Raw genomic sequence first — 25060 nt, forward strand, 5'->3', positions numbered from 1 at the left:
TCCCATTCTCCTTACATACTGCTTAAATCATAGCGACTTACTCTATTTGCCTTAACAGGGGCAACAGCTTTGATTTTCACTGTCTTGTTGTTTATAGTGACGTTGTTAGCTGAGTTTCCTGCTTTTCTTAGTTTTTGGTGATAGCTCTTGGCTTTCTCGAAATAGAAAGGTATAAGACCTAATCCTACACCCTCTTTAGCAGGAACTTTTTCAACATCAAACATATACTTTAAGGTCACTAGCATTGCTTTGTATGAGTAACCTCGTTTATTGTGATAATCAGTTATTTGCCTTAACATAAAGCCTGTGGGAAACTCAACATTGTATTTCAAAGAAATATAATCAAGTAGTTCCTCTCGGTTTTTCTTTTGTCTTTGTATGCTCTCATAGCAAGTTTTATGATAAGTTGCTGTGCCAGTATCAAGAGCATCTACGTCAAGTGGATTGACCTTTTCTTTACACCTAGGACAGGTTCTCACCCTAACTTTCACTTCAACCTTTTCACTAGACTGGTGATATTGTTCTAAGCAACTTTGATGGACTGTTAAGCTACCACGTTTCACAATATCCTTTTCGCTTCCGAACTCTTTATTGCAGAAACTACATGTTTTCTTGTTTTTAACTCCCTTTTCTGATTCACAGGCAACATGGAAATAACCACTACTTTTTTTGATAAAACTAGATTGATCTTTCTTGTTGATTTCTTCTTTGCAAATTTTGCACTTTGGTAATACATTAGCCATAACTTACCACCTTTACAAACGACAATAGAGAGCGCCATTTCCAACACTCTCTAGAGACATATGATTACTCTATTTTTATAGTGTTTGTTTTAAATCGTAAGCAACTAAAGAAAGTTGTTCTACTTGCGATTCTGTCACATCTTTAAGAGTGCGACCTTTTCCTAAGTGTAGTTCCACAAGGTTGTTCATTGTTTTCTTCGCAACGTTAGCGCCTTGTTTTTCAACTAATTTAGCTGTAAGGTCTTTGATTTCAGTTTTTAAATCTTCAAACGATAGTTGTTCTTCCTCAGCGTATAAATTTACACCTTTTTCAACTACTGTTGTTTGACCTTTTTCAACTTCTTCTTTTTCAATAGCGTCAGCAATTGCTTTCACTAGGGCTTCATATTCAAATTTGATAACAGGTGGTGTATATTTGAAACGTGAACCTGCTTCAAATTGTTGTGTACCACGTAAGAATAATGCTGTTTTAGATTCACCTTCACGCTCGATTGACTTAGCGTAACCGATAATGTCAGCCATTGACAATACGATACCACGAGGTTGTTTTGTTAATGTTGGTACTGTTTTTGAATACTCTGTACCATCTTCTGCTGTAATCGTTTGTATTTGAGCATGTGAAATCATTACAAGACCGTAACCCATCATAGGAATAGAGCGTAATACTGTATCGAACTCGTCACGAACTAATTTATAGCCACCACCGTAAGGAATATCACCGATTTTATCAACGCCTTCACGTTGAAGAATAAACTTCTCGCATGAAGCATAAGATAAGTCTGCTGTATCTACAATAACAGTTTCAAATTTTTTTTTAACTTGAGCGTTTTCAAGTTGACGTAATACCTTCTTGAAGTCAGCCCACTTAGTAACGTTTTGCGCCATAACCCCCGCAAGTGCGTTATAACCTTTTTCAAACGCTAGTAATAAAGCTTTTGGAAATTGTGAAGCGATAGTTGTTTTACCAACCTTTGGCTCACCATAGATTACTACGATTTTTTCACGAAGGTCACGAGAAATTTGATGGGGTTGAATAGTTAATAAATCGATTGTCATTGTTCAATTCTCCATTTTCTGTTAAATTTTATTTATTAGAATGAAGTTGACAACCGCCTATTCTAAAAAAAGTGGCGATTGTCAACCTTCTTTTTAATTACAGAAATCTACGATATTATCGCATCACTTTTAGATGATTTAATCTTCACCAAATAAATCCTCTAAACTATCATCTTGTTTTTCATTTGTTTTAGCATTTGTTGGTTGAGAACCATCACCGAAGCCTGCTGTTGGTTTTAGTTTTTGATCATTTTTTTCATTCTCTTTTAGTGCTGATAAGTAACGCTCACGATTAGCTAATGCTTCTTTAAGAAGTGTAATGTCGAATACTTCTTTGTGAACACCTTCTTCATATAATGTACCGCCTGTTGCAATAAACTCACGAGTACGCTCATAAGTTACATCAGTTTTGTTTTCACCGAAACCTGATTCAATTACACGTTCGATTTTTTTAGACTTGTTAACTAAATCACCGTAAACACGCACAGAAGCACGAGATTGGAAGTTGTCAGTTAAGTAGTCTTTACCGCCTTGCGGCAATGTTTCACCTGTTACAAATGTTAATGGAATTATTTTTCCCCCATACAAAGGAACGTAAAGCTGAATTTTTAATCGACCTGTTTCATTTTCATCTTTATCTGTTTCTGCTTTAAGTGATTTCACGATTCCCTCAATATCAAACTCAGCTTTTGGCTTGAAGTCTTTTGCTTCGCCTTTGTAGCGAGTAGGTGAGTATTGACCACTAATTTTTGGGAATGATTTAACTTCACCATCATTGCCTTTGTACTCATTTAGAGTTAATTTACCTTGACATTCAATACGTGAAGGCCCACCTTCTGATACTCCTTGAGCAACGTCAGCAACAGTAACTAATTCATTCATGATAGTAGTTAAGGCTTTGTAGTTTTTGTTTACTTCGCCTTTTTGTGTAAGCTCTTTTGCGAAGTATGACACAACCTGAGTTTCTTCCTCACTGATCTTAACAGTAATGTCACCACTAATACATGTGTAAGGTTTACCTGTGTTATCTTTAAACTCCTTCTTTTCGAGTGTTGATTCTTGAGCGTAACCAACTACCTCAATTTTATTTAATGCTTCTCGTAATAATTGTTCTGCCATCTCGCAATCCCCTATCTATAAGAATAGTATTATATTACTTTTTATAAAGTAACCAGCTAGTCTAAATCCTACACTTTCATATTATATAATTATATTACTTCTATAAAGCGTATTTAATAATCTTTTGATAAATTATTATTTTTAGCAATATATTATTATTTTGGCTTTATCATTTTGCTCAGTACCTCTTGCTCGTACTTCTGCAATCCAGCGTGATTATAAATATTGTACGCCATACGAGCCATAATGTATGCGTCACGCACGTTATCTGAATGGTGTTCATAACCCCACTTCTTATACAATGGTAGAACTAAATCTTCCTTTTTTGCGTTCCCTCTATTGCTTGCAAACTTCTTTACCTGACTTGGTGTAGCATCAGAATAACCAAACTTTTCAGTGAATAGCATAGCTCTGATTAACCAACCTAGGCCATATTGGAAGTCTACTGCTTTACCCTTAGCACCGTAGGCGAAACCTTCAATAACAACTTTGTCATTTGGTTGCAAGTACGATTTAATTTGTTTTGCTATTCCAATCATTCTTGCAGGGTCTTTTGTAGCTGTTGCTCGAATTTCTTCTTCTACAACTACCTCACCGTTAGAATCAAGAATAACAAAACCTGTTTTAGTTGATGGGTCAATGCCCACGAACCTGATACTTTCTTTAGTCAAATTCCTTTTCTCCAATCAATTCTAAAATGTGTCATTTAAGACCTTCATTTCCCTTTCGATTGTTACAAGTTCCTCTGACTTCATAACTTTTTGAGCTAACCTTCTTCTTTGGTAATTACTATGTCATACATGATTTCATATGACTCAAGGTGTGTTCAGACAGTTTCAATATGCTTATCAAGTGATTTTGACACTGTGAAACGCTCTTTGATGTTATTGACAACCTACAATACTGCTTGATAGTGGCGTTCTGAAACTCCAATAGTTCTTTACTACTTCTCAAATGACACCTTTATAGTTCATATCATAGATACTAAAAATACATTTGTTATTATATATCATTTTATGCTTTTACCAAATGAAATGTTTAATATTTTAAATTTCTAGATTATACAAATTCAAATAAATTGTTTACTCGTTTTAGGAGACAATACTAAAAACATATCTTTTTTCATGGTTAGAACAACAATCATCATAAGTCCAAAACTCAGCTCTATCATTATTAGTGGCACTTTTTGGTGAGCATAAAAGAAGTTATACCTCACTTTCTGAGTAATCAATCACCCTATTTTTAAACACATTATATAATTATATTACTTTTAAATCAAGTTAAAAATGAAGACCAAATCCCACCTGTAGCACGTTGTTTAAGCCATATAGTCTTTGTTGTAGCCTTAATAGCATGGAACAACAGACCATGTAATGAATCGGCTTTACCTCGTTTATAGGCATTTATAACACTTAGAATACATTGGTAATATTCATTTGAGTAATCTTCAATTTGAATAGCCTTATCAATTTTAGATTTAGCTTTATAAATAGTACCCGCTAATTTATAAATTTCATCTGCGTCAAAGAAAGGGGCTAATACACGTTGCAATGTTTCAGGTAATTTCTTTACTAATCCTTTTTTAATTAAAGATTCCTTATCAGCTTCTTTTAAAGAAAGACCCTCTTTTTCTGTATCATTTGTTTTATTAATATTTTGAGTATTGATAAGAGTATCTTCGGGTGGACATTTGGGTTGGACATTTTCTTTAGCTGGTTGAATTACAATGATATTACTACTTTGTCGCTTGTCACCTGTAGCTCGTTTTGTTTTAAACTTCTTCACAACATTCAATTCTACTAATTTAGAAATAGCTCTTTGAACCGTCTTATAGCTTATTTCTAGGCTCTCTGCGATTCTTTTCTGACAAAGATAGCTCACCCCTACATATTTGCAAGACCACTGTGAAATGAAGTCTAGAACAGCATATGTTGATTTAGTTAATTGCTCCTTATTTAAGCGCTTATGCGCCTTTACGGCCTTATTCATTTCTTCTTTGGATCGGAATAATTGTAAAGATTCATATGTATCTTGTGTGTGTTGTAGTGTAATTATTGTCATGTTGAATAGCCCCTAATCATCTATTAATTAAAAGGGTAGAAAAGCCCACCTTTAATGAATATCTCTTTTAGTGAAATTACCACCTTTTACTTCTGCAACGACTGTGATTCTTATAAAGAATCACTATCAAACTCTTTGATTACTGTTTTAATTTTAGTCTCTTCCATTCTAGTGATTACACAAGTTAACATCTGCATTGATTCATTTGAGTAGCCACCACAAGTTTCTGATAAAGTTAGGTTCGTCCTAAACGAGCTCGATAACCTAAAGTCCTTTTACAAAAGTAGTATTGAGCAGTAGTCCAAAGACCAAATGCTCAAAAGAATATTAATAACCCATGCTGTAATTATCATATTGCCTATTTCATTTTTCCTCTAAATGAACAATTGCTAGCTATTGAGAATCCCATTCGGTAATCTCCCCACCTTATCTACATGAAAGACCGACATCCTTGTCATTACAGATAAAAGAGCCAATGATATAACTCTTTTCTTGGAATCCATTAATAATTACCTCTTGTTTAGGTAGCTCAATAAATTTTGATAAACATAATCATATTCACTGTTCCATGTTCTCTAACAATCCAACACTTGAGCCTCCGCTACTAAGAATAGGCTTTTTAACGTATGAGCTATTATCTAAGTTGAATGGGAATTGGTGCGTTGTATGTTGGTGTTACAAACTAGAAACAATTTCTGCTTCCTCAGGTGTTCGATCACTACTTATGTAATTTCCATAAAACAGCAAATGTGCCACAAGTCTTAATAGTTCAACTCCTACTTTTTACCCTTTTCATTCTCGTAAATATCAAGAACTTATAAGGATAAGCAGGCATGTTAAGAATATCTATCTTATAATTGCTAGGTTCATAAGCACCTCCACTCACTTCGATAGTCAATACACATATAATTGATATCATCTTTTTAATGAAGTCAACTTGGGCGTATCCCCAAACATCTTGACTGATAATTGAAACTAGCTTTTGTTTTGATAGACTTTCATTTTCTGCATTTTCATTTTTTACGATTTCATTATTCATAAAGAATGTTTCCAATACTAAGAGTGGTGTAACGTTGTTTAATTCAATTTTCTTTGATCAATATTAGTAACAATGACGTCAAAGCGACTTAATACTGTATCAAAGCTCAAGTAATCTAATTTAAGGAAGGGAACTAGCATACTAGAATAACCTGCTTTACTATTTCATCTTGATTTAGTGTTGGAACATACACCTTAACCTATAGCTTCTCTGAAACGTATTTGATTTCCTCAATACGTTCCTTTGACATAGTTAAAGCTTTATATATGCCATACTCAAGTTCAGGTAGCTCAATGAAGAAACCGGAATGCTCTAAAAGAACAGCTTTCTACGCTCGTAATACTTAGCTACCACCCTTCTATGAACTTGCGTTAGTTTTAAAGCTATTATTGGTTGTATTGTTTGACTTGTAATCAGTTGAGCTAGTCATAGCGTTATGAGAGCTATATGTATAGTCATTCAAGAAAAGGAACAAAGCTTGTACCACTTTTTTGAGCTACCGCCACCTTTACATTCACATTTAAATGAACCATCTCTCTGAAGATCATTTACCTTACACTTGTTAGCTACAGGACTGTATTCAATCTGCCGCAACCCACTTTGATTCACTTGTCGCCTAATATTTAAGTTGTATCAGGTTCACTCATAAGCTAACAAGGCCCCTTGTCAAAAACCCTGCTCCTGCTATGCATGCATGCTTCATCTTTTTCCTTGTCACGCATTATCCTAAATTAACAATAATATTATTATATTATTTTTGAAAACTAGATAAGAATATTACATGTCATTATATTTCTTATATAACGAGAAATCAAGAAATTTTTAATAGTTTATTCGAACCAATCTTTTTCTATTTGTCTAATTCCCAACTGGTCATTGTGGATTTACGATTAATAGTACTTATGATTTTCTTAATATTTTTAACTAGGATTCACATTGCACCGTAAGCCTACCATTTATATACATCATCTTCTGTTGGCATTGAATAATCCAAAAGAACATCTATAGCTATATCTATCAATGCTCTCCAAAAAACGCATACACTGTTTCATCTTCGAAGTGGTTCTGAAATTTTTTCAGTATTCATATAAAAATTTTCAAATAAATATTCATAAGATATTATATCATTACTTATATTGTAGCTTTCTTGAAGTTGATTTACAATCTCTTCTCTTTTATTTGCCAGAGCTCTTTTTGTTTTACTTCTTAGATTGCTCTGCTCTAGTTCATAGGCTATCTTTGTTGCCCTTGACTTGACCACTAGTTGTTTTAAATTAAAGCAATTGACTGCTTCTCCTAAAAAGCTGTTGACTTGTTTTCCATATATTACTACTTCATTTATTAAAGATTGAAATTGACTCTCAGTGTAATTAAAACCACGATTAGTTATTATCATTTTTTTTATATATTCTTCAATTTCTTCATCTATCAAGTCTTTCTGATAGCTATGAAGACTTTCATATAAAAACATCATTTTATCCATTACCTTTCATTTCTTTCTTATATAAGGGTTCTAGGCATAGACGTGGTAGTCCGTTCACAAGTCTATCCCTAGTAACACCTATATAGCTTATGACTTTTAGCTCACTGCTTGTGTTATGTTGCTATAGGTCATATGAATTGATAGATACTAATATTTCCGAACTGAAGCGGATATTCTAAGTATCTAAACATTATTAATATACGCAAAACCGAATGTATGTTCTATTTAAAGCAATTTTTTTGCCATTACCTTTAACTTCAACTGTGTAGTTTACAGATAAGTTGTTGATAATAGCAGTTTCTAGTTTCTTTTTATTACGTTGTTTTTTGTTTGTTGTCCTATCCTTCGCAAGTAAAATTGCTATTTTATCAGAAATGTAGTCAGCACTTCTGAGTAGTTTAAACCTATTTTTGTGAAAACAAAAAAATACCTTACACAACATTTCTGTTAGTGCAAGGTATTTTTAGAAAATAAGATAAACACACATCTGTTACAATACCTTGTACTATGTTTTGGCCAATATGAAATTGATATGAATAACGTCTGAAAAACTGTCTCGATGCTACATTGGTGTGTTTGATTTCAACACCCTCAACTTATGTAGGTGTACTTCCACTCCAACTTTTAAAAAACCTCGTCTTAAAATGAAATGAGTTCGATGTTACATACGGATTACTTTAAGATATTTTATTCACTTCAGTTTGAGGTGCTGTTTAATTTCAACTTGCAACCAATGTACATAGGCATAGTACGAAAACATACCACTTAGAATGAATGTTAGATGGTCTAAATGTTTATCGCAATTTTGTTTATCATAATGGCAACTGACTCAAAAATAACTGTTTTAAAGATCTTAATGTCTTTGCATGATTCTTTAGTACTACCCTAATATCTATGCACCGCTTTTATACAAAACGATTGTATAGGCTATAAGAGGATTTTTCTGTGATACACGAGTAGTGTTAAAACACTAACATCTTTTATAAATCACAAAATAACTGACTCACCATAAAGATTAATTAGTCATTTTGCTACTTTTTTTGCAAGCTTAATCGAGCAACGCTTCAAGTGTATTTGGATTGTATAAGATAGTGTCAAAGTCAGACAGTTCCACTACTTCAACAACACTCAATGATTCAAGAAACTTAAACTCAAATAATTCACCGTTATCACTTTCAAAATGAACACTTTGTAATTTTTCAAATACTTCTTTTTCTTTTTTAAAAGCTTTCATGTCTCCAAAAATCAAGTCAACATAGAACTCGCCATTGTCTTGTTCTTTATTTTCAATTGGATAACTATGGAAGTTTCCCTCTGTAGTTAATAAAATAAGCATTTGAGAATATTCAAATTGCTCCATCAACTCGTCAAATTTCTTACTTGCATGTGTTTTCATCATTAATCGAATACTAATAGGATGTGCCATTGTTTAGTTTTTCCCCCAACGATATGTTTTATTTTCTCTTTTGAAGGTATATGTAACTATTACTAGAAACGCTTGCCCTATTAGTTACTTTTGACAACATAGTCAATTATAACATCTTGATAGAACATAAACAAGGGCTTCTGTGTCAAAAAGCTATACTAGTAGTAGTCATTTTATCACATATACGCTTGTCGACTTTTAAATATTATTATATTACTTATATAAATATTTAACAACCGACAACCAAATATGTTAAAATTAACAATTGATCGTCGTTTTTTAAGTGTAGTTATAATTTAATATCAAATGTTTTAGTGACACTGTGGAAGCACAATGCCACTAAAAAGAATGTATTAATCAGAATATTCAACACCTTCTAGCTCACTATATAGTTTCCCTAATTGCTCATTAAATATTTTTCTTTTTAAATCAGTGATATTTCTATAATAGTCTTTCCCATTTGATGTTGCCATAATAGTATCGTAATGCTCTCCAATAGTTAAAAGCTCCGTTTTTCCTAGCTTTCCACTTTGTTTGAACAAAGTAAATGCCATATACATCATACCACTTTGAACAATGTCTTCCGCAGTTAAATAGATGTTACCAAAGAACTCTTTAAAGAATACAAACTTTCTAGTGATGAAATGTCTGTCTAATACATTACCGCCCTGTCTTCCTTTTTTTGCTTTCTTAAAAATATATTCATATTCATTAAAAGGGGTTTCTATGATTTCATCTTGATTGTTTGTTCTATATGCTGTTTGTTCATCTGCCAAAATAAGTAATTTGTAAAGATCTTCGCTTATTCTTACTCGTCTAATTTCTTTAGTTCCTTCGTCATATACGTCTGCAACATAGTAGTCTTCTGAGTCTTTTTCCTCTATCACTTGAAGATTTTCTCTTTTTAATGTTAATAATTCACTAAATGATTTACCTTTGATTCCCTCAAATAAAGCTAGTAACAATGCTTGGTCAGTGTAGTTATTTAATTCATCTAACATGAACATTAATTCCTTTTTGCTGTAGCGCTTGTTTTTCTCCTTTGCTACTACCTCACTTGCAAGCTCTGAATAGCTTTCAAACTCATAAAAAGGGCTTGTAGTTGTCATATAATCAATATATCGTTTATAAGTATTAATATGATTGATAGCACTAGTTATTGTTGAACACTCAGCGCTTAATAACATTTCTTTTATTTCTGCCCCTGTCATTTCTGACATATCTTTATTTGCTTGAAATTCAAAAGGTGCTACTTTTAGAAATTGCCAATAAATTGTTAACTGACTATCAACTGATTCATATTGATTAATAAATGCCTTTTTTTCTTCACCGTTATATAATTTATCAAATTTTAAAACATTGTTTTGAATTTTCATTATCTATTTCCCCTTTAGCTCAATATCATCAAATAGCTTTATTATGGACTTTTCAATTTTATTAGACACCTTACCGTTTACAACTATTCCATAGTCTTTAAAAATCTTATTTTCCCTATTGAAGTCTATACCACTCAAAATATGATTGAGATTGCTTAAAGGTATGTTGTGTTCTTTCATTCGCTTTGCTAATTTTATGTGTCCTATGAACATCTTGTTATAAAACATTAAGTTACCATTGTCTAGTTGTTCTAAATCTTCTTGGAAGTAACCAAATAAGTAAGTAAAGTACTCCGATAAGTATTTGTAAATTCCAAGTGCTTCGAGTTTATTTTTCATGTTAAAAGTACTGTCAATTGCATTGGATATTATAGCGTAGCTCACTAGTTCATTTGTGCCTTTTCCTAGTCTATCTCTTGACGTTATTCTATCCTTCAATTCGCTATCTATGCGCAATTGTTGAACTACAAAGTCAGCGTATCTACTTGCTTCGAGTTCCTGTATCCTGCTCTTAGGAATAGGGTTAGCTTTTGCTAATTGACTCTGATAGTTCTGAGCCTGTTTCGTTGTAAAATTAAAAAGAAGTCCAATAAAGTTAAAATCCAAATCTTTATTCACTGAGTAAGCTCTTAAACAAGAAATCGTTCTGTGCATACCATCTAATATATCCAAACGTGTTCCGTCTGTTATTGTTAGAGTTCTTTCTTTGCTATTATAGATTAATTCTTCACTCTCATTAGAACTACCGAGACTGGCATTATACACAATATTTGTAGGAACTAACGTACCGTTTAATAAGTGCTTCGTAATTTCTTTGACACTATTCTGATTGATAAAAGGGGCTTTGATAACTCTGTCTTTCCTTTTTACAAATTTCGGTTGCCTTTGAACTTCAAAATTATAATTCAGTTTATTACTATTATACAGTCTTGCTATGAATTTATAATCAATTGGAAAAACATAACTACCTTGACCAATCATTGTTACATCATCTATCACAATTGGATAATCTATATAATCATTTTGCTTTGTGTTATAAAAAACTCTAATATCGTTCAATTCATTTTTATTAAATGTTTTATTAAGGTCAAGACTCTCAATACCAAATTTTAAAAATATTTGTTCACCTATTAGTGCTATTGCTCTTATATCTATTTCATCAAGTGTGTCAATATCATTAAAGTATCTTTGAAGTTCCCCTTTATTAATACCATATATCGCTAATTGACTTTCTACTTCCCTTCTAGTTTTATTGTTTTCATGTATTTTATGAATGTTATCTTTAACTGATTGGATAAAGTCATTGTAAGCACTCACAACAATATGTCTCCCTTCATGCTATATAATGCATTTCTAAAAACCATTATATCATAACATATTATTAAGTTACTCACAATAACTATTTCTAATTAGAATGGGCTGGTATACGCTTATTTTGAATCTTTTCAGTTTATTTTTTCAATCCATTTTTAATCACCTTCCCCTACTCTACTCACTAAAATATATTCAGATTAACAACATCTCAGTCGCACCCACATGACATTATTACCATTAATGTGAATATATACATTTAATACTATTTTAATTTTTTTATTCAACATAAACCTTTTTCAGTATACTTCATAGTAGTTATAAACCTAATTTTTAATATATTTACTGCATCTTAGGAGGTTTGGTTATAAACGCTAATTCTGGTAAACCTTTTTAGGAAACTTGTTTTATTGCTGTTATATACAGTAGTTGATGTGAATGAATAATGTCTATCAAAAACAGTACCAAAGAAATTTTATATGTCAATTAAATTATTTCTATAAGTATTTTCATTTCTGTGCTCCTTTGTTTTAAGAAATTGTTCAATTAAAATTGCACTGCTACTATTAGTCATTCTAATAGCATTTTTAACAACCATTTATACACAACACCGAAATATTATTATATAACCTTTAAAATGTACTATATTTTGATATGAGAGTTATTTAATAATGTTGTTTCTTCAAAAGTTTTTGATTCGTTCATCTGATTCACAACCACATTCGCAATTTTCTTATCCTTCTATCTATATAAATTTTTAAATAGGCATTATTTATCACAATATCAGCATTAAAACAAATTCTTGTAGTTGAGATGGTTCTTGTGCGTCTATGTTTGTAATCAAACTTATTCTCAACTTCTGTGTAATATATACTAACTGCTTAATCACCTAGCTTCTTCACTCGGCACTTTAGATCTCCTTAAACATAGAACCCATAAAAGCCAATCTCAGGACATAACACACAGCCAGTAAAATCAAGTATATTAATCGAAAGCAAATTACCCCTAGAATACCTTACCCTCACGAATATATTGTAAAAGCGGTCTCTTACACATAGTGACCATTAAACTTAGCTAAAAAATCTTGTGCTATTTCATCGCCTAGGTTTGACAAAGTTGTAACTTCGCTTCCCTTATGTTGCTGATTGGAAAATCACGAGTAGTAAATGCTAAATCAATCTAATAACCCCTTTTTCTTGCTTATATATTCCATCCGCTTCTCTGTTTGATATACAACTAAAGGCGAAATTCTTATGCCTATTTCCTTTCAACTACCCTGTTACTAGTAGTTCACCAAACAATTCAAAAGTGTTAATATCTATGTTTATGAAGTTGTCTCTGTTGTCCTTCTTGAAGTAGTTGTTAAACAAGTCTTTGTCTATTAGCATAAATCATTCTCTCCTTAAAACTTAAAAAGTGATGTTTAGGTACAGTATTACATTTATCTTTTATATATAATTATATCACTTTTAATTTATTAATATCAATAACCTAAACAGATGATTGCACCTGAACGTGACCTTATTGCAACTTAGCGACTTGCTTAATTACTGTTTCTAAATCTCCTTTAGCTTTGTGTAATTCTCTAATCATATCACCTAAAAATGTTTGACGGTTTCCACTAGCGTCTGTTCCGATTGCTTTAACTAAAGCAGATGATTGTACAAGGAATACACATTTCTTTGAAGCACGAGTGATTGCTGTATATACCCACTGTCTACATAAAAGTGAATATGCAGAGTAATCTAATATAACTACTACGTTTTTGATAGTTGAACCTTGTATGCGGTGACAAGTTACAGTATAAGCTAGTTCCAAACTATCTAGTTCTGACTGTTGGTAAACTTTAATTCCTAGTCCCTCAAAGTTAATCATCAAGCATTGAACTATTTTGTTTGTGTTATAGTCCATTTTCTCAAACACATCTACAATTATCCCCATGGTACCATTGAATAAATCACCAGTGTTTGATGTTGGAATACTATCATAAAACTCAATTCTTTCCTCGTCAGTTTCCAATGTTGATAAGTGTTCCTGAATCTCATTTTCAGTTAACTCTTGGTCTCGCACATTATAATAATGCTCTAAATCATCATAGTAGCTGATTTCGTAGCTATTGCCCTTTACAATAACCTTATCACCCTCTCGGAAGTCATAACCATTGTGAGACACAAATGGCTTCTCTAGGTCATTAAAGACTGATTGAGCTAGATTATTGATTGCTTTTGCTGACATAGCGCCCCGCTCTTTCATAGCCACAACAACTTGGAAGTCCATTAGGTCTTTAGGTGTTTTGATATTCTTTGCTTGACCTCTTAAAACTCTCTCAACGTTTTCGGGCATATCTTCTTTGTTTTGATAGTTGACCATAATCATGTCTTCGTTCTTTCCAAACTTTGTCATGCCCTCTTGGTTAGCAGAGCAAACTTGAACACCTTCACGAATCTTTGTAGCTAGCTCAATGATTCCAGAATCTTGGGCTTGACGGTGAACTTGATTTAACTCAATAGTTTTGAAGTATTGTGTTTGAAGTAAATCACGAAGCACATCCCCATGCCCAATACCTGAAAGCTGACCACTATCCCCTACTAAAATTACCTTAGCACCATCTTGAACTTTAGATAACATTTGGCTAAACAGTCCTGCATCTACCATTGAACTTTCATCAATGATGATTACATCATAGAATGATTTACCATCACCGATTTCGTCATCATCTGACTTCTTAATACCAATTCCAAACGTGCGGTGAATTGTTGCAGAGTCAATATCTTTCGATAAAAGAACCTGTGAAGCTTTGCCACTCAATGCACATGCTTTATAAGTAAGGCCTAAAGAGTTTAATACCTCAACAATCCCTTTGACTACAGTGGTCTTACCTGTGCCACCTTTACCATTTATAATAAACACACCGTGCAGAACACTCTCACAAATAGCATTTTTTTGCTCCTCAGTATATTTTACATCTAGCGCCGCCTCAGCGTCTTTGATTGCTTCATCAACATCAAAGCCAATTGGTGCTTCATATCTAGTAGCAAGTCTCAGTAAATTTCGTAATATGTTGCGCTCATTGTTGTACATAAGAATAGAAGAAATTCTCTTATCCTCCTGTTGCCAATAGAAGTTTTTCTTACCATCCTCTGACTTCATATATTTGCGAATATATGTGCCATTAACATCAAGTTCCTTGATAGCTTGTTCTAGGAACTCCCGCTCATTGACCCATGAATGCCCTTGATTAGCAAGTTCATCAAAGTAGTATTCTGAGTAAGCCTTAATACGTTTTGCACCAAACTTATCTTCCCCACGCATGAGAGCTACGTTGTCAATTCTTTTGAAGCTTAAACCTGAAACTATACATAGATAATATAAAGATTCTTTTGCTTTATATAGCGCAATTGTAGAATTTCCAAACTTCTCTACAATCTTATTCAACATTCTCCCTGATGGGTTCAAGTCAGCAAGTTCCGAAATTAAAGCTCCTAAGTCTTTGTTTCGCTTGATTTCTCTCTTAATCTTTAGAGCTGTAGCTTCCCCGAAACCCTTTATTGTAGTTATATCAATTATATTATCTCTAATATCATCTACAATCATATTGTTAGGAAAGGCTTCAATAATCAGCTTTGATTGATACTCTGATAGAACAGCTTGTAAGAAGCGCTGTTGTGCTTCTACTGTGTCAAGTGCTTCTACATGAATACGAATAATCTCATAGAACTCACCATACTTAGCGTCTGTCTGCAAATCCGATACTTCAATGTCGTACTCTTGCCCCACATTCATAGCCATTGGAATGTAACCTCTAATAACAAAGTTGTTATAGCGATTCAGCTCAGGTTCGAAGTCATCCTCTATCTTAGTTGGTGCAACGCTCACAATGCCCCACATGCTTTCTTCCTTATAGTACAGCACCTTTGCAACCTTAACTTTTAGGCGGTTAGTATTTTGGTGTAAAATGTTCGGCAATTTCATCCCTGCTTTCTCCTGAATATACTTAAACGCAACCTTTTATGACACTCTTTTATTTTATATCATTACATTACTTATATATATATATTTATATTAAAAACATATATAATTAAAAAATAATATATTTTTCAAAAAACACATCCAAAAATTACGAAATAATATATAATGACTAAAGCCGAAATCAACTGCAAAAGGTTGGTGAAAGTTACATTATATAGGAAGGAATATTTAGCATGGCACACATTACTAGTAAGGACTTAATGTTTCAACCCTTCGTCATGAATGACATTGGCGTAGTTGAGCTTTTAATAGAGTTTAGATACAAATATGATGATAACCTTTTCTTAGGCGGCGGAAGCACACTTGACGTTACAGGGGTTAAAGCTGTTAATCAAGAAGTGATAGCGACTTATGCTTCATTGGATAGACTAATCAATCAATGTAACTTCACGGATCAACAGTTACTTCTTATTAAAATGGTTGAAAAAGGCTACACCCATAGAGAAATCAGTGAAGCCATAGGCATCGAGAATCAGAATGTCAAGAAGGCGCTCAAGACCGTTTACAAAGCAGTCGTGAAAGAGAATGAGCGTCAATGGCGTAGAGTAATCTACACAAGCACTCTAGGTTTAAAAACAAAACAATGTAATAAGTGCGGTGAACACCTACCTGCAACAAACGAGTTCTATAGTGACAATAAATCAGCAAAAGATCGGTTACTTTCCATCTGTAAAACATGTCGCTAAAACAGCTGTACAAAAAAGTATTGCAAATGTCACTTCCCACCGCCTTAAAGAATGAGAGGGTTAATTAATAAATTGAAAATTTTACTACCACACCTAACAGTGAACTTAGATAGTTCACAAAATTTTGCACAACGCAAGCAAGTCATTGAACACCTTCTTAACGAAGAAATTGAATTTTTAGCTCAGACAATGACATTGGAAGAATATTTATTGTTTACTTGGGAAAAGCAAAACACTAAAGTAATTTTGGATATGTTCGCTTACTACCTCACTAAAGAAGAAAAGAACCTAGAAGTCTTATCTCATAAGAAAGTAAAGGAAATTAGCAAAGGGTCAGAACGCTATAGTAATTTCTCTTGTCTATCTGAAGAAGATAAGGAACAACTAGGAATCACTACTAATAGTAGTGAAGATTAACTTACATTATAAATAACATAATAATATACAGGATTATTAATTAGATGCCCAAAGGCGGTAAAATCCATTTTATTTTTCAGAGAAAAAGGAGCTTATATCAAAATGGCTAAATTAGGTCGTACAGATTTTATTACAGGAATCTTAGCTGAGGAACTACAAGCTACACTACCAACGATGCGTGTATCAAAAGCGTTAGCTAAAGAAATCTTAGAAGGTGACACAGATAGCGTAGAAATCCAAATAACAAAAGATTTCGGAACAGCAGTTCTTGATTCAGTAGAAAAAGCGTATGTTCGTGCTATCGTTGAAAGTCAAGTTAATATTGGTCTTGGTACTTTAGGTCAGTTCAAGGTTGAAGTAAAACCTGAGCGTACTTACCGTAACCCTCAAGATGGTTCACCAGTGGTTAAACCAACTCACTTGGCTACTAAGTTTGCTGTTTCTAAAACTTTCAAAGAAGTATTAGAAAAAACAGTTATTAACTAATTCAGTAAATGATCGGTGTGATACTGTGTGAATTTCACCTTTTTTATTCGGATTTTATTAAAAAATCACTATTTTCAAATCATTTTGATAAAATAGTTCGTTAAAGTAATATAATAATATAATATGAAAATATGCAAGGTGAGTCACTTACCTATTTAAGCTACTGCTAATAAACTTATTGATCGCAAGGTGTTATTCCTACCTCTATAACATCTTGCGAACACATGAGTAAGATAATAACTAAACTTACAAACAAAGCAAACACATAAATTAGGATAAAGTAAACACCTGAGACACAATTAGTAAGTGTTTTCTCTCAAAACTTGTTCAAAGCATTTTTAGAGAGCGTTACTCCCAATCAAATACTACAACAACAACTAAAAGAACTTTCGGTGCTACCTACCCTTCGCAAGATAAAGTGAGAAGTTCTTTTAGATTTCATAACTTAAACCTCCTTAGAATCAAAGTTTGAGCGTAGTTCTTCCCTTACTACGCTCAATGCTGAAAATCAAATATGCGTCATTAGCTCAATGGATTAGAGCAACAGGTTTCTACCCTGTCGGTTGGGAGTTCGAATCTCTCATGGCGCGCCAATAATATTTTGGGGCATTTGACGTGAACTACGCCACTCGATTTTCTTTCGAGTATTTAGAGTTCCGAATACCCCTACGCCCTACAAAAAAAAGGATGAAACTATGAATTATTATATTTTAACATATGAAACTAACAACGAACTAGTTAATGAATCTTACTTGTATTCTAAGGAATCTGACGATAGTATAGATAACCGTTGGAAGGAAAGAGCATTTGAAATAGCGTTGGATAGGTATTTCGATATTTATGATGGAGAAGCAGAGAATCTAGAGATTTTTGCTTCAAACACAGCAATATCGAAAGATGATTACACAATGTATAGAATAGATGGTTTAAAAAAATTAGAGTATCTATAAAAAGGTTTATCGTATCATTGCATGTTCGACAACTGCCTAATCAGCCAGCAAGAGTGATTCGGTATTTCATCTTGTCTAATAGGCAAGCCTCCGTGAGTTCAATACCCACCTCCACTACGCGCTCGATTAGACAGTGACATTACATCTTCTTTTTAATCTAGAAACAACAGTTCGATTCTGTTCCTGAGCTTAATCTTATGAAGCTACTAATTGCTTAAGAGAATAGAATACAATTCTATTATTCGCAGGTTAAAATCCTGTAGGTTGCTCTATGGAAGTTGGGCAGAATGTAAATCTGTTGCGAAAGCATAGTAGGTTCGAATCGTATCATCCTTCATGCAGACACAGCAAACTTAAAACAATCTAAAGAATCAATATTATTCTGTAAGGTGAATGTGTCTAATACACACCTGAATATTAAGACAATCAATTCACTATTAGAAAGGCGTAACTATTCTGATAGTGTTTTTTGTTGTAATTGGGGCTTAATTTAGTAATAAAACGGTGGATTCCTAATCCAAAGTCATTGGTTCAATCCCACTAGCCCCTACCATAAAATATTGAATGTACTAGAGAAAAGGAGAAATGAGAAATGTTACACATTAGAAAAATTAAGACTATGTATGGTCTTAGATATGCAGTAGTTGACTTATTCACACACTACGCAGTAAAGCTTGATAAATTTGGCAAGTCTGTGAAGAAAAATGGAAAAGTTGAATATGATAAAAAGCAAACTTATCACGCTGTAGATTACAGTGGTGGCGTTGCTATCTTCCCTGTTACATCAAATGGCTTATTACAAGCGAAAGCTGTTCAAAAGTCAGTTAAAGCAGGTGCTAAGAAATAATGGCAAAGTGCTCTAACTCAGTACAACTAAAAGGTAAACTTGATATTGATTGGACTTCAGGAGAGTTAATCGTAACTGAATCTATTAAAGATGGCGATTTCAAATATAGCCTAAATAAATTACTTGAAGAATTTAACGGTAAAAACATCACTCTTTCTATCAAAGAAGAAGTTTCAATCGCGACTATTAGCAAGTTCAATGTATCTTCTGAAACAGATGGAGAACAAGAAGAAGACTTATTTAAGGAAGATTAATAGATGAACACTAACCAACTTCCTAATGAAATCGTTGAAGAATACAAGTATCGAATCTGTGAGAACAAAAAGCTTCTTGGTCTTACATGGGAAGGTATTAGTGAACTTCTTAACAAAGAGCTTAATCTTAATTTCGGTGAATCATATTATCGCAAATGGTATAAAGCATTCAAACAAGGTAGAGATTACGCTATTAAGCAGAGCGCTAATACCTCTGGAGAACTAGAAGAATTAAACGACAAAATTAAAGAGCTTGAGATTGCTAAAATGCAAGTTCAAGACCAAAAGCGTGAATACAAACAATTCTTACGCCACGAAGCAAGGTTGGATAACTTGCTTAAAAAGCTGATTGACTCTATTAAAGATGAAATCAACAACGCTAGACCTCTTAACTACAAGAAAGCAGATGTTAAATTTAATGGTGACACATCTCTTACTTTAATGTTATCAGACCTTCACAAAGGAATGGTAACAGATAACCATTGGAACACATTTAATGAAAAAGTGTTCTATGAACGCATTGAACAAACAATTAATGAAATTATAGCTTATCAAGAGTTAACAGGAGCTAGAGAGCTTCATATCATGCAATTAGGTGATTTAATTGAGGGCAATCTACACCGCCTTACTAAGATTGGTGAAACAGAAACCGCAGTCGAGCAAACTAAGTCAGTTGCAGAAGCTTTGGCTAGACTTGTTGCTATTCTAGCAAACTACTTTGAAAAAGTTAAAGTTTACAGTGTCAAAGGTAATCATGACAGAACTTCTTCTCGCAAAGAGGAAGAAATTAAGACTGAGAGTTTCCATGATTTTGTCACATGGTATATGGGAGCTCGTTTAGAAAACATGTCCAACGTTACTATGATGGACAACAAGTATGACAGCGAAATCATAGTAGCAACAATCTTAGGTAGAACTTACTTCGGTGTTCATGGTCACTTAGACAACTATAGCAAAGTGATTCAAGACCTAACAATGATGATTCAAAAGTTCCCTACTGCTGTTTTCGCAGGTCATATTCACAAGAATTTCGAGAATGAGATTCATGGCGTAGACCTAATAGTAAATGGTGGTTTCGCGGGAACGAACAACTATTCAAAAGACAGTCGCCTACTATCTAAGGCACACCAAAAACTACTATGGCTTGATAGAAATGGTCGTAAAGCTACATTCTATATCAAGTATTAAGGAGCACGATAACAATGGAAGAAACAAAATGTCAAGTATGTACAACATATGAGGCTTTCGAAAAACTAATTGAAATTGGCACTGAACCAAAGCAATCCTTTCATATTGCTGTATCACAACTAATTGCAAGCGCGTTAGAAACAGCTATTGAGGAAGCTTATGACGAAGGTTATGAAGTAGGCTTCAAAGAAGCTTCTAATGATATAGCTGAAATCGTTGGATCATATGCGAAAGCGGTAAAAGAAGCGTAAGTTACAAAAACTACTGCTAGATTTTAAAAAACGACTAGAAATTAATCATAATGATTTAATCGTTTTCGTTTAGCAACAACAAATTTAGTTTTAATCTCCAAGTCGCACTAGCGAAAAGTTTGAATGGGCTAAATTTAGCGTTGTTCAATACATTACTTTAGCTGAGCTAATTTCAATGAAATTAACTCACCCCCGCTTCTTAAGGACTCATATAGCGTTGCTTATGTAAAAGAATTATTTAATATCAAAGGATAACACACAATGATTGCAAAATTAGATTATTTAAACTATATGCACTCATTAAAAGGCTCTATCTTTAAGATTTTGCCACTATATGAGGAAGGTGTTTCTACGCTACCTGACCACATTAATTCAGTTATTTTTGAGGTTCATAACGTAAAAGAAATCACACCTGAATATGATGGCGCATGGATTGTTCAAACTCATGCTATTCTTAATGGATTGCTTAAAGAGTGTATTAAAGAGGACAATAAACCATTCATTAAAAGCAAAGTGTTTGGAACTATTGACACGATTGAAAAACAAATTAAAAAACTAGAACAGGAATGATGTAATGTTCAGCGCTTGTAGAAAAAGGGTTCGAGCTAATGATAACACAATTAAAGACTTGTAAAATTCCACAAAAAGACAAATGGTGAACTATATCTTAGATTCTCCTTCCCTATCTTATGTTTTTATTGATATGCAGGAACTTTACCAATCCCTAGTATCGTAAATGACATTAGATCTTTTTATGGGCGTAGATTCTTTTTTTTCCTTATTTGGTTACATGTTGGCGATTATTTCACATACAGAGGTTTCACTTACCTTGTTACAAACATGGTTGATAATAAAATATATCCTCAGTTAGTCAGTGAACTTTATAACACTGAGTTCCCTATTAAAACGAAAGAAATAAAAATCAAGGTAGTTACTGACGCTGTTGGTAGACCAATCTATAAAAAAGAAAAAGTAGTTATTAAAAAGCCTTGTTTATTGACTGACAAGATTTACTCTCAGGCTGATAACTCTCTAATTCCCATCCTAATGGTTCAGTTATTGTATAACTACATTAGAAAATCACATTCCTGAAATTAACTCAACTGTAACCACATATCAAAATAAGTATCAAGTTGCTGTATTAACGGTATTGGTTACATTGAAGTCCAACTGCAAAGGATTCCAATAACATGATTAAACAAAGTTCAACAGTAGAGTTCTTCTCAAACATATATCAAATTTTAATCACCGATGAAGAACTAATGAGATTATTAAAATATGAGCCTAAAGGATATGACACTCAAGAAAACTATCATCCCGATCCACTTGACTCTGAGTTACCAAACTTAGTTAACATTGAAAGTGATGATTATTGGAAACTAGTTGATGAGAGAGTCGTTTTAGGCGAAAAAAACTCTAACCTAATAGAAAATAAACTATGCAAGATTTATATTTACGAAGGTAGACGTAGACCTGTAATTGAAAGCTATCTAGTAGCACAACAAGAGGTTAACATCGACATTTTTATTCATGAATCATTTGACAGAGATTTAAGAATATCACGAATATCTGACAGGATTAATGAGCTGATAGCATTAGAGCGTATTGCAGGCTTTGGTAAGCTCGAATACAAATCAGGCAACCCTCGTGAAGCCCCAACACATTATAGACGCTTCTTACATCAATACACAATGAATGTGAGTAAGAAATAATGCACCACATTGAAAATCTAGACTACGATAAGAATTTATTTATTTTCGGTGAAACAGTAGATACAAAATTTGGTTCTATCAGATTTTTAACCTATCGAGAATATCTTAGTCATGCTGCTGAGATAAATCTTATCGCTCAAAACTCTCTACACATCTACTACAACTATAGGAATCAACTAAAAGAAGCTATGGCAGATGAATCAAGTCTAAAAGCCTTAATGGAAATCAAGGAAGCAGACCTATTAGAGATTGTTCTTAGTACACGACAGTTGTTAAATGCTTATTTGAGGATTTTTCAATTAGTGTTTGATGGAAATGAAGAAATACAATACGAAATAATCTTTGAATCTAGTGAGAGTTTTCACTTTGTTAGAAGATTGATTATGGATATGAATGTAATCACAGAAGACAAGGTTTCTCCTAACGAAGAAATTCAAAGAGCTATTGAACGCTCTAGAAGATTTAAACAACAATCCTCGCAGGAGCAGACATTTGTTGATATTGTTACTTCTATTGTCGCAAGTACAAGTAACAGTTTTGATGATGTATGTAGAATGAACATTTTTCAAGTTTACGCTATTTATGCTCGTGTTGGAGCTATCTATAACTATCAGACATCTACCCTTTTTGCCACAGTTGCAGAGAAGGTAAACATTGAATCTTGGAATAAGCATATTGACTTATTCAAATTAGAAGATGATGTAATATCTAAGAATGAATTTGACAAGAAATTTGGTGGGCTACTTCAAATGTAGCTCATACACAATATAAATAAATGGAGGAATTTACTCAATGGGTAAAATCGTAATTCAAGACACAGCAGATGTAACAATCACTGACCTAGAAACAGGTAAAGTGGTACTAAACGCGGAAGCGCAGTTAGCAGGTATCAAAGGCTCTATCTCAGAAGAAGACCTTAAAGGCGGTATCGGTAACAAAAAACTTTACAAAATTCGTACTGACAAAGCAATTGATTTAGCAATGCGTTCAGCAGTAGCTGATATTGAGTATTGGGCAATGACTCAAGGTGTAGCTGTAGAAGAAAACGGTAAAGGTCAATTCACAGCAAATACTAAAGGTATTGTTGTTGTAGACAGCGCCACTTCTACAAACGAAATCGTATTACCTGATGGTGCTATCGTAGGAACTAAAGCACAAGTTGAACTACCTGATGGTACGCAAGAGACTTTAAATGTTATTGTTTCTTCAACAGACAAAACTAAGAAAGCTGTTGAATTAGCAGGAGCTAAAGGCACTTTCAAAGCAGGACAAGAGTTACATGTATTCTATCAAGAGGAAGTAGAAGGTCAAAGAATTTCTATTGATTCTACTAAGTTCGCAGGAAAATACAGAGTAGAAATGAAAACAATTGCTTATGACTTAGATACTGCAAAAGTAAAAGCAGATATTCTATTTGATTTCCCTGAAACAATCCCTAGTGGTGAGTTTGACATTTCATTAGAGAACGGTAATGTTTACACACCTGAAATCAATTTCGCAGTAATTAACCCTAAGGGTGCTGATGAAATGGGTTCAATCCTGCTTAAACCACGTAAATAAGAAAAATAATAATATGTTATAAAAACCAGGGCGAGAGGTCAACCTCTCCCCTTTTTATTTCTAAACTATTAACCGATAAAAAGGAGATTTTACCATGACAGCAAAAAGACAGTCACCAATTAAATTAAAAGATATTCTAGCAGAATCTAAGAAAGTAGATGTAATGTCTACGTTCCTAGTTGACCCTGAGACTAAAAAAACAGTTAAGTATAACGAATACTTTGACCGCACTCAAGTTGAGAAGCTAACTCTTGAGCTATTCAACGATATGCAGTACGCAATCGAAAAAGAATACAGTTTCTTTGAAAGTGATGAACAACTAATTAAATATGAGCTATTGCTTATTATTAAATACTTCTCTCACTTTAAAAATGAAATCGGTGACACGTTCGAAGAAAAGATTATGGCAATGGAAGCATTAATGAAGATTGGTTTATTTGACCTATTCTTCGATGAAATTTTTGACCAAAATCAAGTTGGAGAAGTAATTGAACGTGTAAACAAGGTTGCTGAAAAAGCTGTATTGGCTCAAGAAGCAATTAATGAAACATTAGAAACAAAAGGAGATTTTAAATAAGTTAGGGTGATGTAATTGCCTACATTCAGTAATATCAAGGATTTGGAAAAATATGTTCAAGGTAAAGTGAAGGACACCATTAAAAGCCCACAAGTTCTAAACGTGTTTAGACACGCAATGGTAGATTCTGTTTACACAGAAGTAAATGACTATTATGACCCACACGCTTATGAGCGTAGTTATGATGTTGGCGGTCTTTCTGACGCTAGAAATATGGTATTTACAAAACATAAGCTTAATGGAAATACCTTCGCTTCTGACTTTGAAAACCTCACTAGTGATTCAATGGATGGCTATTTTATTTCAGAGCTAATCGAAAATGGTAGTGATATACAGCACACCTCTAGCAATTCTGAGAATGGTTGGTTTAACCCTGATGAAAAATGGGCTGAACCTAGACCATTTGCAAAAGCAACAGCAGAAAAGCTAGATAAAACTACTTATAACAAACACCTTAAAAATGTTTTAGAGCAAGGTATCAACAATTGA

26 protein-coding genes, 1 tRNA gene and 1 pseudogene are annotated in these 25060 nt (G+C 33.3%); 16 read left to right on the top strand and 12 right to left on the bottom strand.

The window, feature by feature from the left end; translation table 11 throughout:
* Nucleotides 1–11: 11 nt before the first annotated feature.
* The 12 genes and pseudogenes from ABNX05_RS18015 to ABNX05_RS18065 form a co-directional block, all read right to left on the bottom strand.
* The gene (locus ABNX05_RS18015) at nucleotides 12–743 is read right to left on the bottom strand and encodes an RING finger protein (RefSeq protein ID WP_349660971.1); all 732 of its coding nucleotides are present in this window, start codon (nucleotides 741–743) and stop codon (nucleotides 12–14) included.
* Nucleotides 744–818: 75 nt separating this feature from the next.
* The gene (locus ABNX05_RS18020; RefSeq protein ID WP_349660972.1) at nucleotides 819–1799 is read right to left on the bottom strand and encodes an ATP-binding protein; all 981 of its coding nucleotides are present in this window, start codon (nucleotides 1797–1799) and stop codon (nucleotides 819–821) included.
* A 138-nt stretch (nucleotides 1800–1937) separates the two neighbouring features.
* Complete coding sequence (locus tag ABNX05_RS18025; protein WP_349660973.1) at nucleotides 1938–2918, bottom strand: hypothetical protein; 981 nt, start codon at nucleotides 2916–2918, stop codon at nucleotides 1938–1940.
* Between the two features lie 155 nt (nucleotides 2919–3073).
* On the bottom strand, nucleotides 3074–3589 hold the full coding sequence (locus tag ABNX05_RS18030; RefSeq protein ID WP_349660974.1) for a hypothetical protein: 516 nt from the start codon (nucleotides 3587–3589) through the stop codon (nucleotides 3074–3076).
* 604 nt (nucleotides 3590–4193) lie between these two features.
* On the bottom strand, nucleotides 4194–4979 hold the full coding sequence (locus ABNX05_RS18035) for a MarR family transcriptional regulator (protein ID WP_349660975.1): 786 nt from the start codon (nucleotides 4977–4979) through the stop codon (nucleotides 4194–4196).
* 110 nt (nucleotides 4980–5089) lie between these two features.
* Nucleotides 5090–5203: pseudogene (locus ABNX05_RS26415) on the bottom strand (DUF2179 domain-containing protein); the annotation flags it as partial.
* Between the two features lie 545 nt (nucleotides 5204–5748).
* Nucleotides 5749–6018, bottom strand: a complete 270-nt coding sequence (locus ABNX05_RS18040; RefSeq protein ID WP_349660976.1) for a hypothetical protein — start codon at nucleotides 6016–6018, stop codon at nucleotides 5749–5751.
* A gap of 1048 nt (nucleotides 6019–7066) precedes the next feature.
* A complete protein-coding gene (locus ABNX05_RS18045) occupies nucleotides 7067–7501 on the bottom strand; it encodes a hypothetical protein (RefSeq protein ID WP_349660977.1) in 435 nt (144 codons plus the stop codon).
* A gap of 1048 nt (nucleotides 7502–8549) precedes the next feature.
* Nucleotides 8550–8927 carry a hypothetical protein gene (locus ABNX05_RS18050; RefSeq protein ID WP_349660978.1) on the bottom strand — a complete coding sequence of 126 codons (378 nt, stop codon included), beginning with the start codon at nucleotides 8925–8927 and terminating at the stop codon, nucleotides 8550–8552.
* 353 nt (nucleotides 8928–9280) lie between these two features.
* Nucleotides 9281–10303 carry a phage lytic cycle repressor MrpR family protein gene (locus ABNX05_RS18055; RefSeq protein WP_349660979.1) on the bottom strand — a complete coding sequence of 341 codons (1023 nt, stop codon included), beginning with the start codon at nucleotides 10301–10303 and terminating at the stop codon, nucleotides 9281–9283.
* 3 nt (nucleotides 10304–10306) lie between these two features.
* Nucleotides 10307–11620, bottom strand: a complete 1314-nt coding sequence (locus ABNX05_RS18060) for a ParB N-terminal domain-containing protein (protein ID WP_349660980.1) — start codon at nucleotides 11618–11620, stop codon at nucleotides 10307–10309.
* Nucleotides 11621–13135: 1515 nt separating this feature from the next.
* Nucleotides 13136–15586: an AAA family ATPase gene (locus tag ABNX05_RS18065; protein WP_349660981.1), complete on the bottom strand. Its 2451-nt coding sequence runs from the start codon at nucleotides 15584–15586 to the stop codon at nucleotides 13136–13138.
* Between the two features lie 275 nt (nucleotides 15587–15861).
* Here ABNX05_RS18065 and ABNX05_RS18070 point away from each other — a divergent pair, with 275 nt between their 5' ends.
* The 16 genes from ABNX05_RS18070 to ABNX05_RS18145 all read left to right on the top strand — a co-directional run bounded on the left by ABNX05_RS18070 (nucleotide 15862) and on the right by ABNX05_RS18145 (nucleotide 25060).
* Nucleotides 15862–16329 carry a hypothetical protein gene (locus ABNX05_RS18070; RefSeq protein ID WP_349660982.1) on the top strand — a complete coding sequence of 156 codons (468 nt, stop codon included), beginning with the start codon at nucleotides 15862–15864 and terminating at the stop codon, nucleotides 16327–16329.
* A 51-nt stretch (nucleotides 16330–16380) separates the two neighbouring features.
* Entirely contained in the window at nucleotides 16381–16746 is a 366-nt protein-coding gene (locus tag ABNX05_RS18075) for a hypothetical protein (protein WP_349660983.1), read from the top strand.
* Nucleotides 16747–16848: 102 nt separating this feature from the next.
* The gene (locus tag ABNX05_RS18080; RefSeq protein WP_349660984.1) at nucleotides 16849–17232 is read left to right on the top strand and encodes an HU family DNA-binding protein; all 384 of its coding nucleotides are present in this window, start codon (nucleotides 16849–16851) and stop codon (nucleotides 17230–17232) included.
* 516 nt (nucleotides 17233–17748) lie between these two features.
* Nucleotides 17749–17825: transfer RNA gene (locus ABNX05_RS18085), tRNA-Arg, on the top strand.
* 102 nt (nucleotides 17826–17927) lie between these two features.
* A complete protein-coding gene (locus ABNX05_RS18090) occupies nucleotides 17928–18182 on the top strand; it encodes a hypothetical protein (RefSeq protein ID WP_349660985.1) in 255 nt (84 codons plus the stop codon).
* A gap of 592 nt (nucleotides 18183–18774) precedes the next feature.
* On the top strand, nucleotides 18775–19029 hold the full coding sequence (locus tag ABNX05_RS18095) for a hypothetical protein (protein WP_349660986.1): 255 nt from the start codon (nucleotides 18775–18777) through the stop codon (nucleotides 19027–19029).
* Entirely contained in the window at nucleotides 19029–19283 is a 255-nt protein-coding gene (locus ABNX05_RS18100) for a YonK family protein (protein ID WP_349660987.1), read from the top strand. Before ABNX05_RS18095 ends, ABNX05_RS18100 begins: the two co-directional genes overlap by 1 nt.
* Nucleotides 19284–19286: 3 nt before the next feature.
* Entirely contained in the window at nucleotides 19287–20471 is a 1185-nt protein-coding gene (locus ABNX05_RS18105) for a metallophosphoesterase family protein (protein ID WP_349660988.1), read from the top strand.
* Nucleotides 20472–20485: 14 nt separating this feature from the next.
* Nucleotides 20486–20722 (top strand): hypothetical protein, encoded by a 237-nt coding sequence (locus ABNX05_RS18110; protein WP_349660989.1) that lies wholly within the window; start codon nucleotides 20486–20488, stop codon nucleotides 20720–20722.
* Between the two features lie 261 nt (nucleotides 20723–20983).
* Nucleotides 20984–21292, top strand: coding sequence for a hypothetical protein (locus tag ABNX05_RS18115; protein WP_349660990.1), 309 nt, complete (start codon nucleotides 20984–20986; stop codon nucleotides 21290–21292).
* 270 nt (nucleotides 21293–21562) lie between these two features.
* Nucleotides 21563–21814: a hypothetical protein gene (locus ABNX05_RS18120; RefSeq protein ID WP_349660991.1), complete on the top strand. Its 252-nt coding sequence runs from the start codon at nucleotides 21563–21565 to the stop codon at nucleotides 21812–21814.
* Nucleotides 21815–21912: 98 nt separating this feature from the next.
* Complete coding sequence (locus ABNX05_RS18125) at nucleotides 21913–22434, top strand: hypothetical protein (protein ID WP_349660992.1); 522 nt, start codon at nucleotides 21913–21915, stop codon at nucleotides 22432–22434.
* Nucleotides 22434–23189: a hypothetical protein gene (locus ABNX05_RS18130; protein WP_349660993.1), complete on the top strand. Its 756-nt coding sequence runs from the start codon at nucleotides 22434–22436 to the stop codon at nucleotides 23187–23189. Before ABNX05_RS18125 ends, ABNX05_RS18130 begins: the two co-directional genes overlap by 1 nt.
* A 37-nt stretch (nucleotides 23190–23226) precedes the next feature.
* Nucleotides 23227–23994, top strand: coding sequence for a YomU family phage tail tube protein (locus ABNX05_RS18135; protein WP_349660994.1), 768 nt, complete (start codon nucleotides 23227–23229; stop codon nucleotides 23992–23994).
* Nucleotides 23995–24088: 94 nt separating this feature from the next.
* Nucleotides 24089–24571, top strand: coding sequence for a hypothetical protein (locus ABNX05_RS18140; protein ID WP_349660995.1), 483 nt, complete (start codon nucleotides 24089–24091; stop codon nucleotides 24569–24571).
* Nucleotides 24572–24613: 42 nt separating this feature from the next.
* A complete protein-coding gene (locus tag ABNX05_RS18145; protein WP_349660996.1) occupies nucleotides 24614–25060 on the top strand; it encodes a hypothetical protein in 447 nt (148 codons plus the stop codon).

Source organism: Lysinibacillus zambalensis (assembly GCF_040183165.1).
Classification (GTDB): Bacteria; Bacillota; Bacilli; order Bacillales_A; family Planococcaceae; genus Lysinibacillus; species Lysinibacillus zambalensis.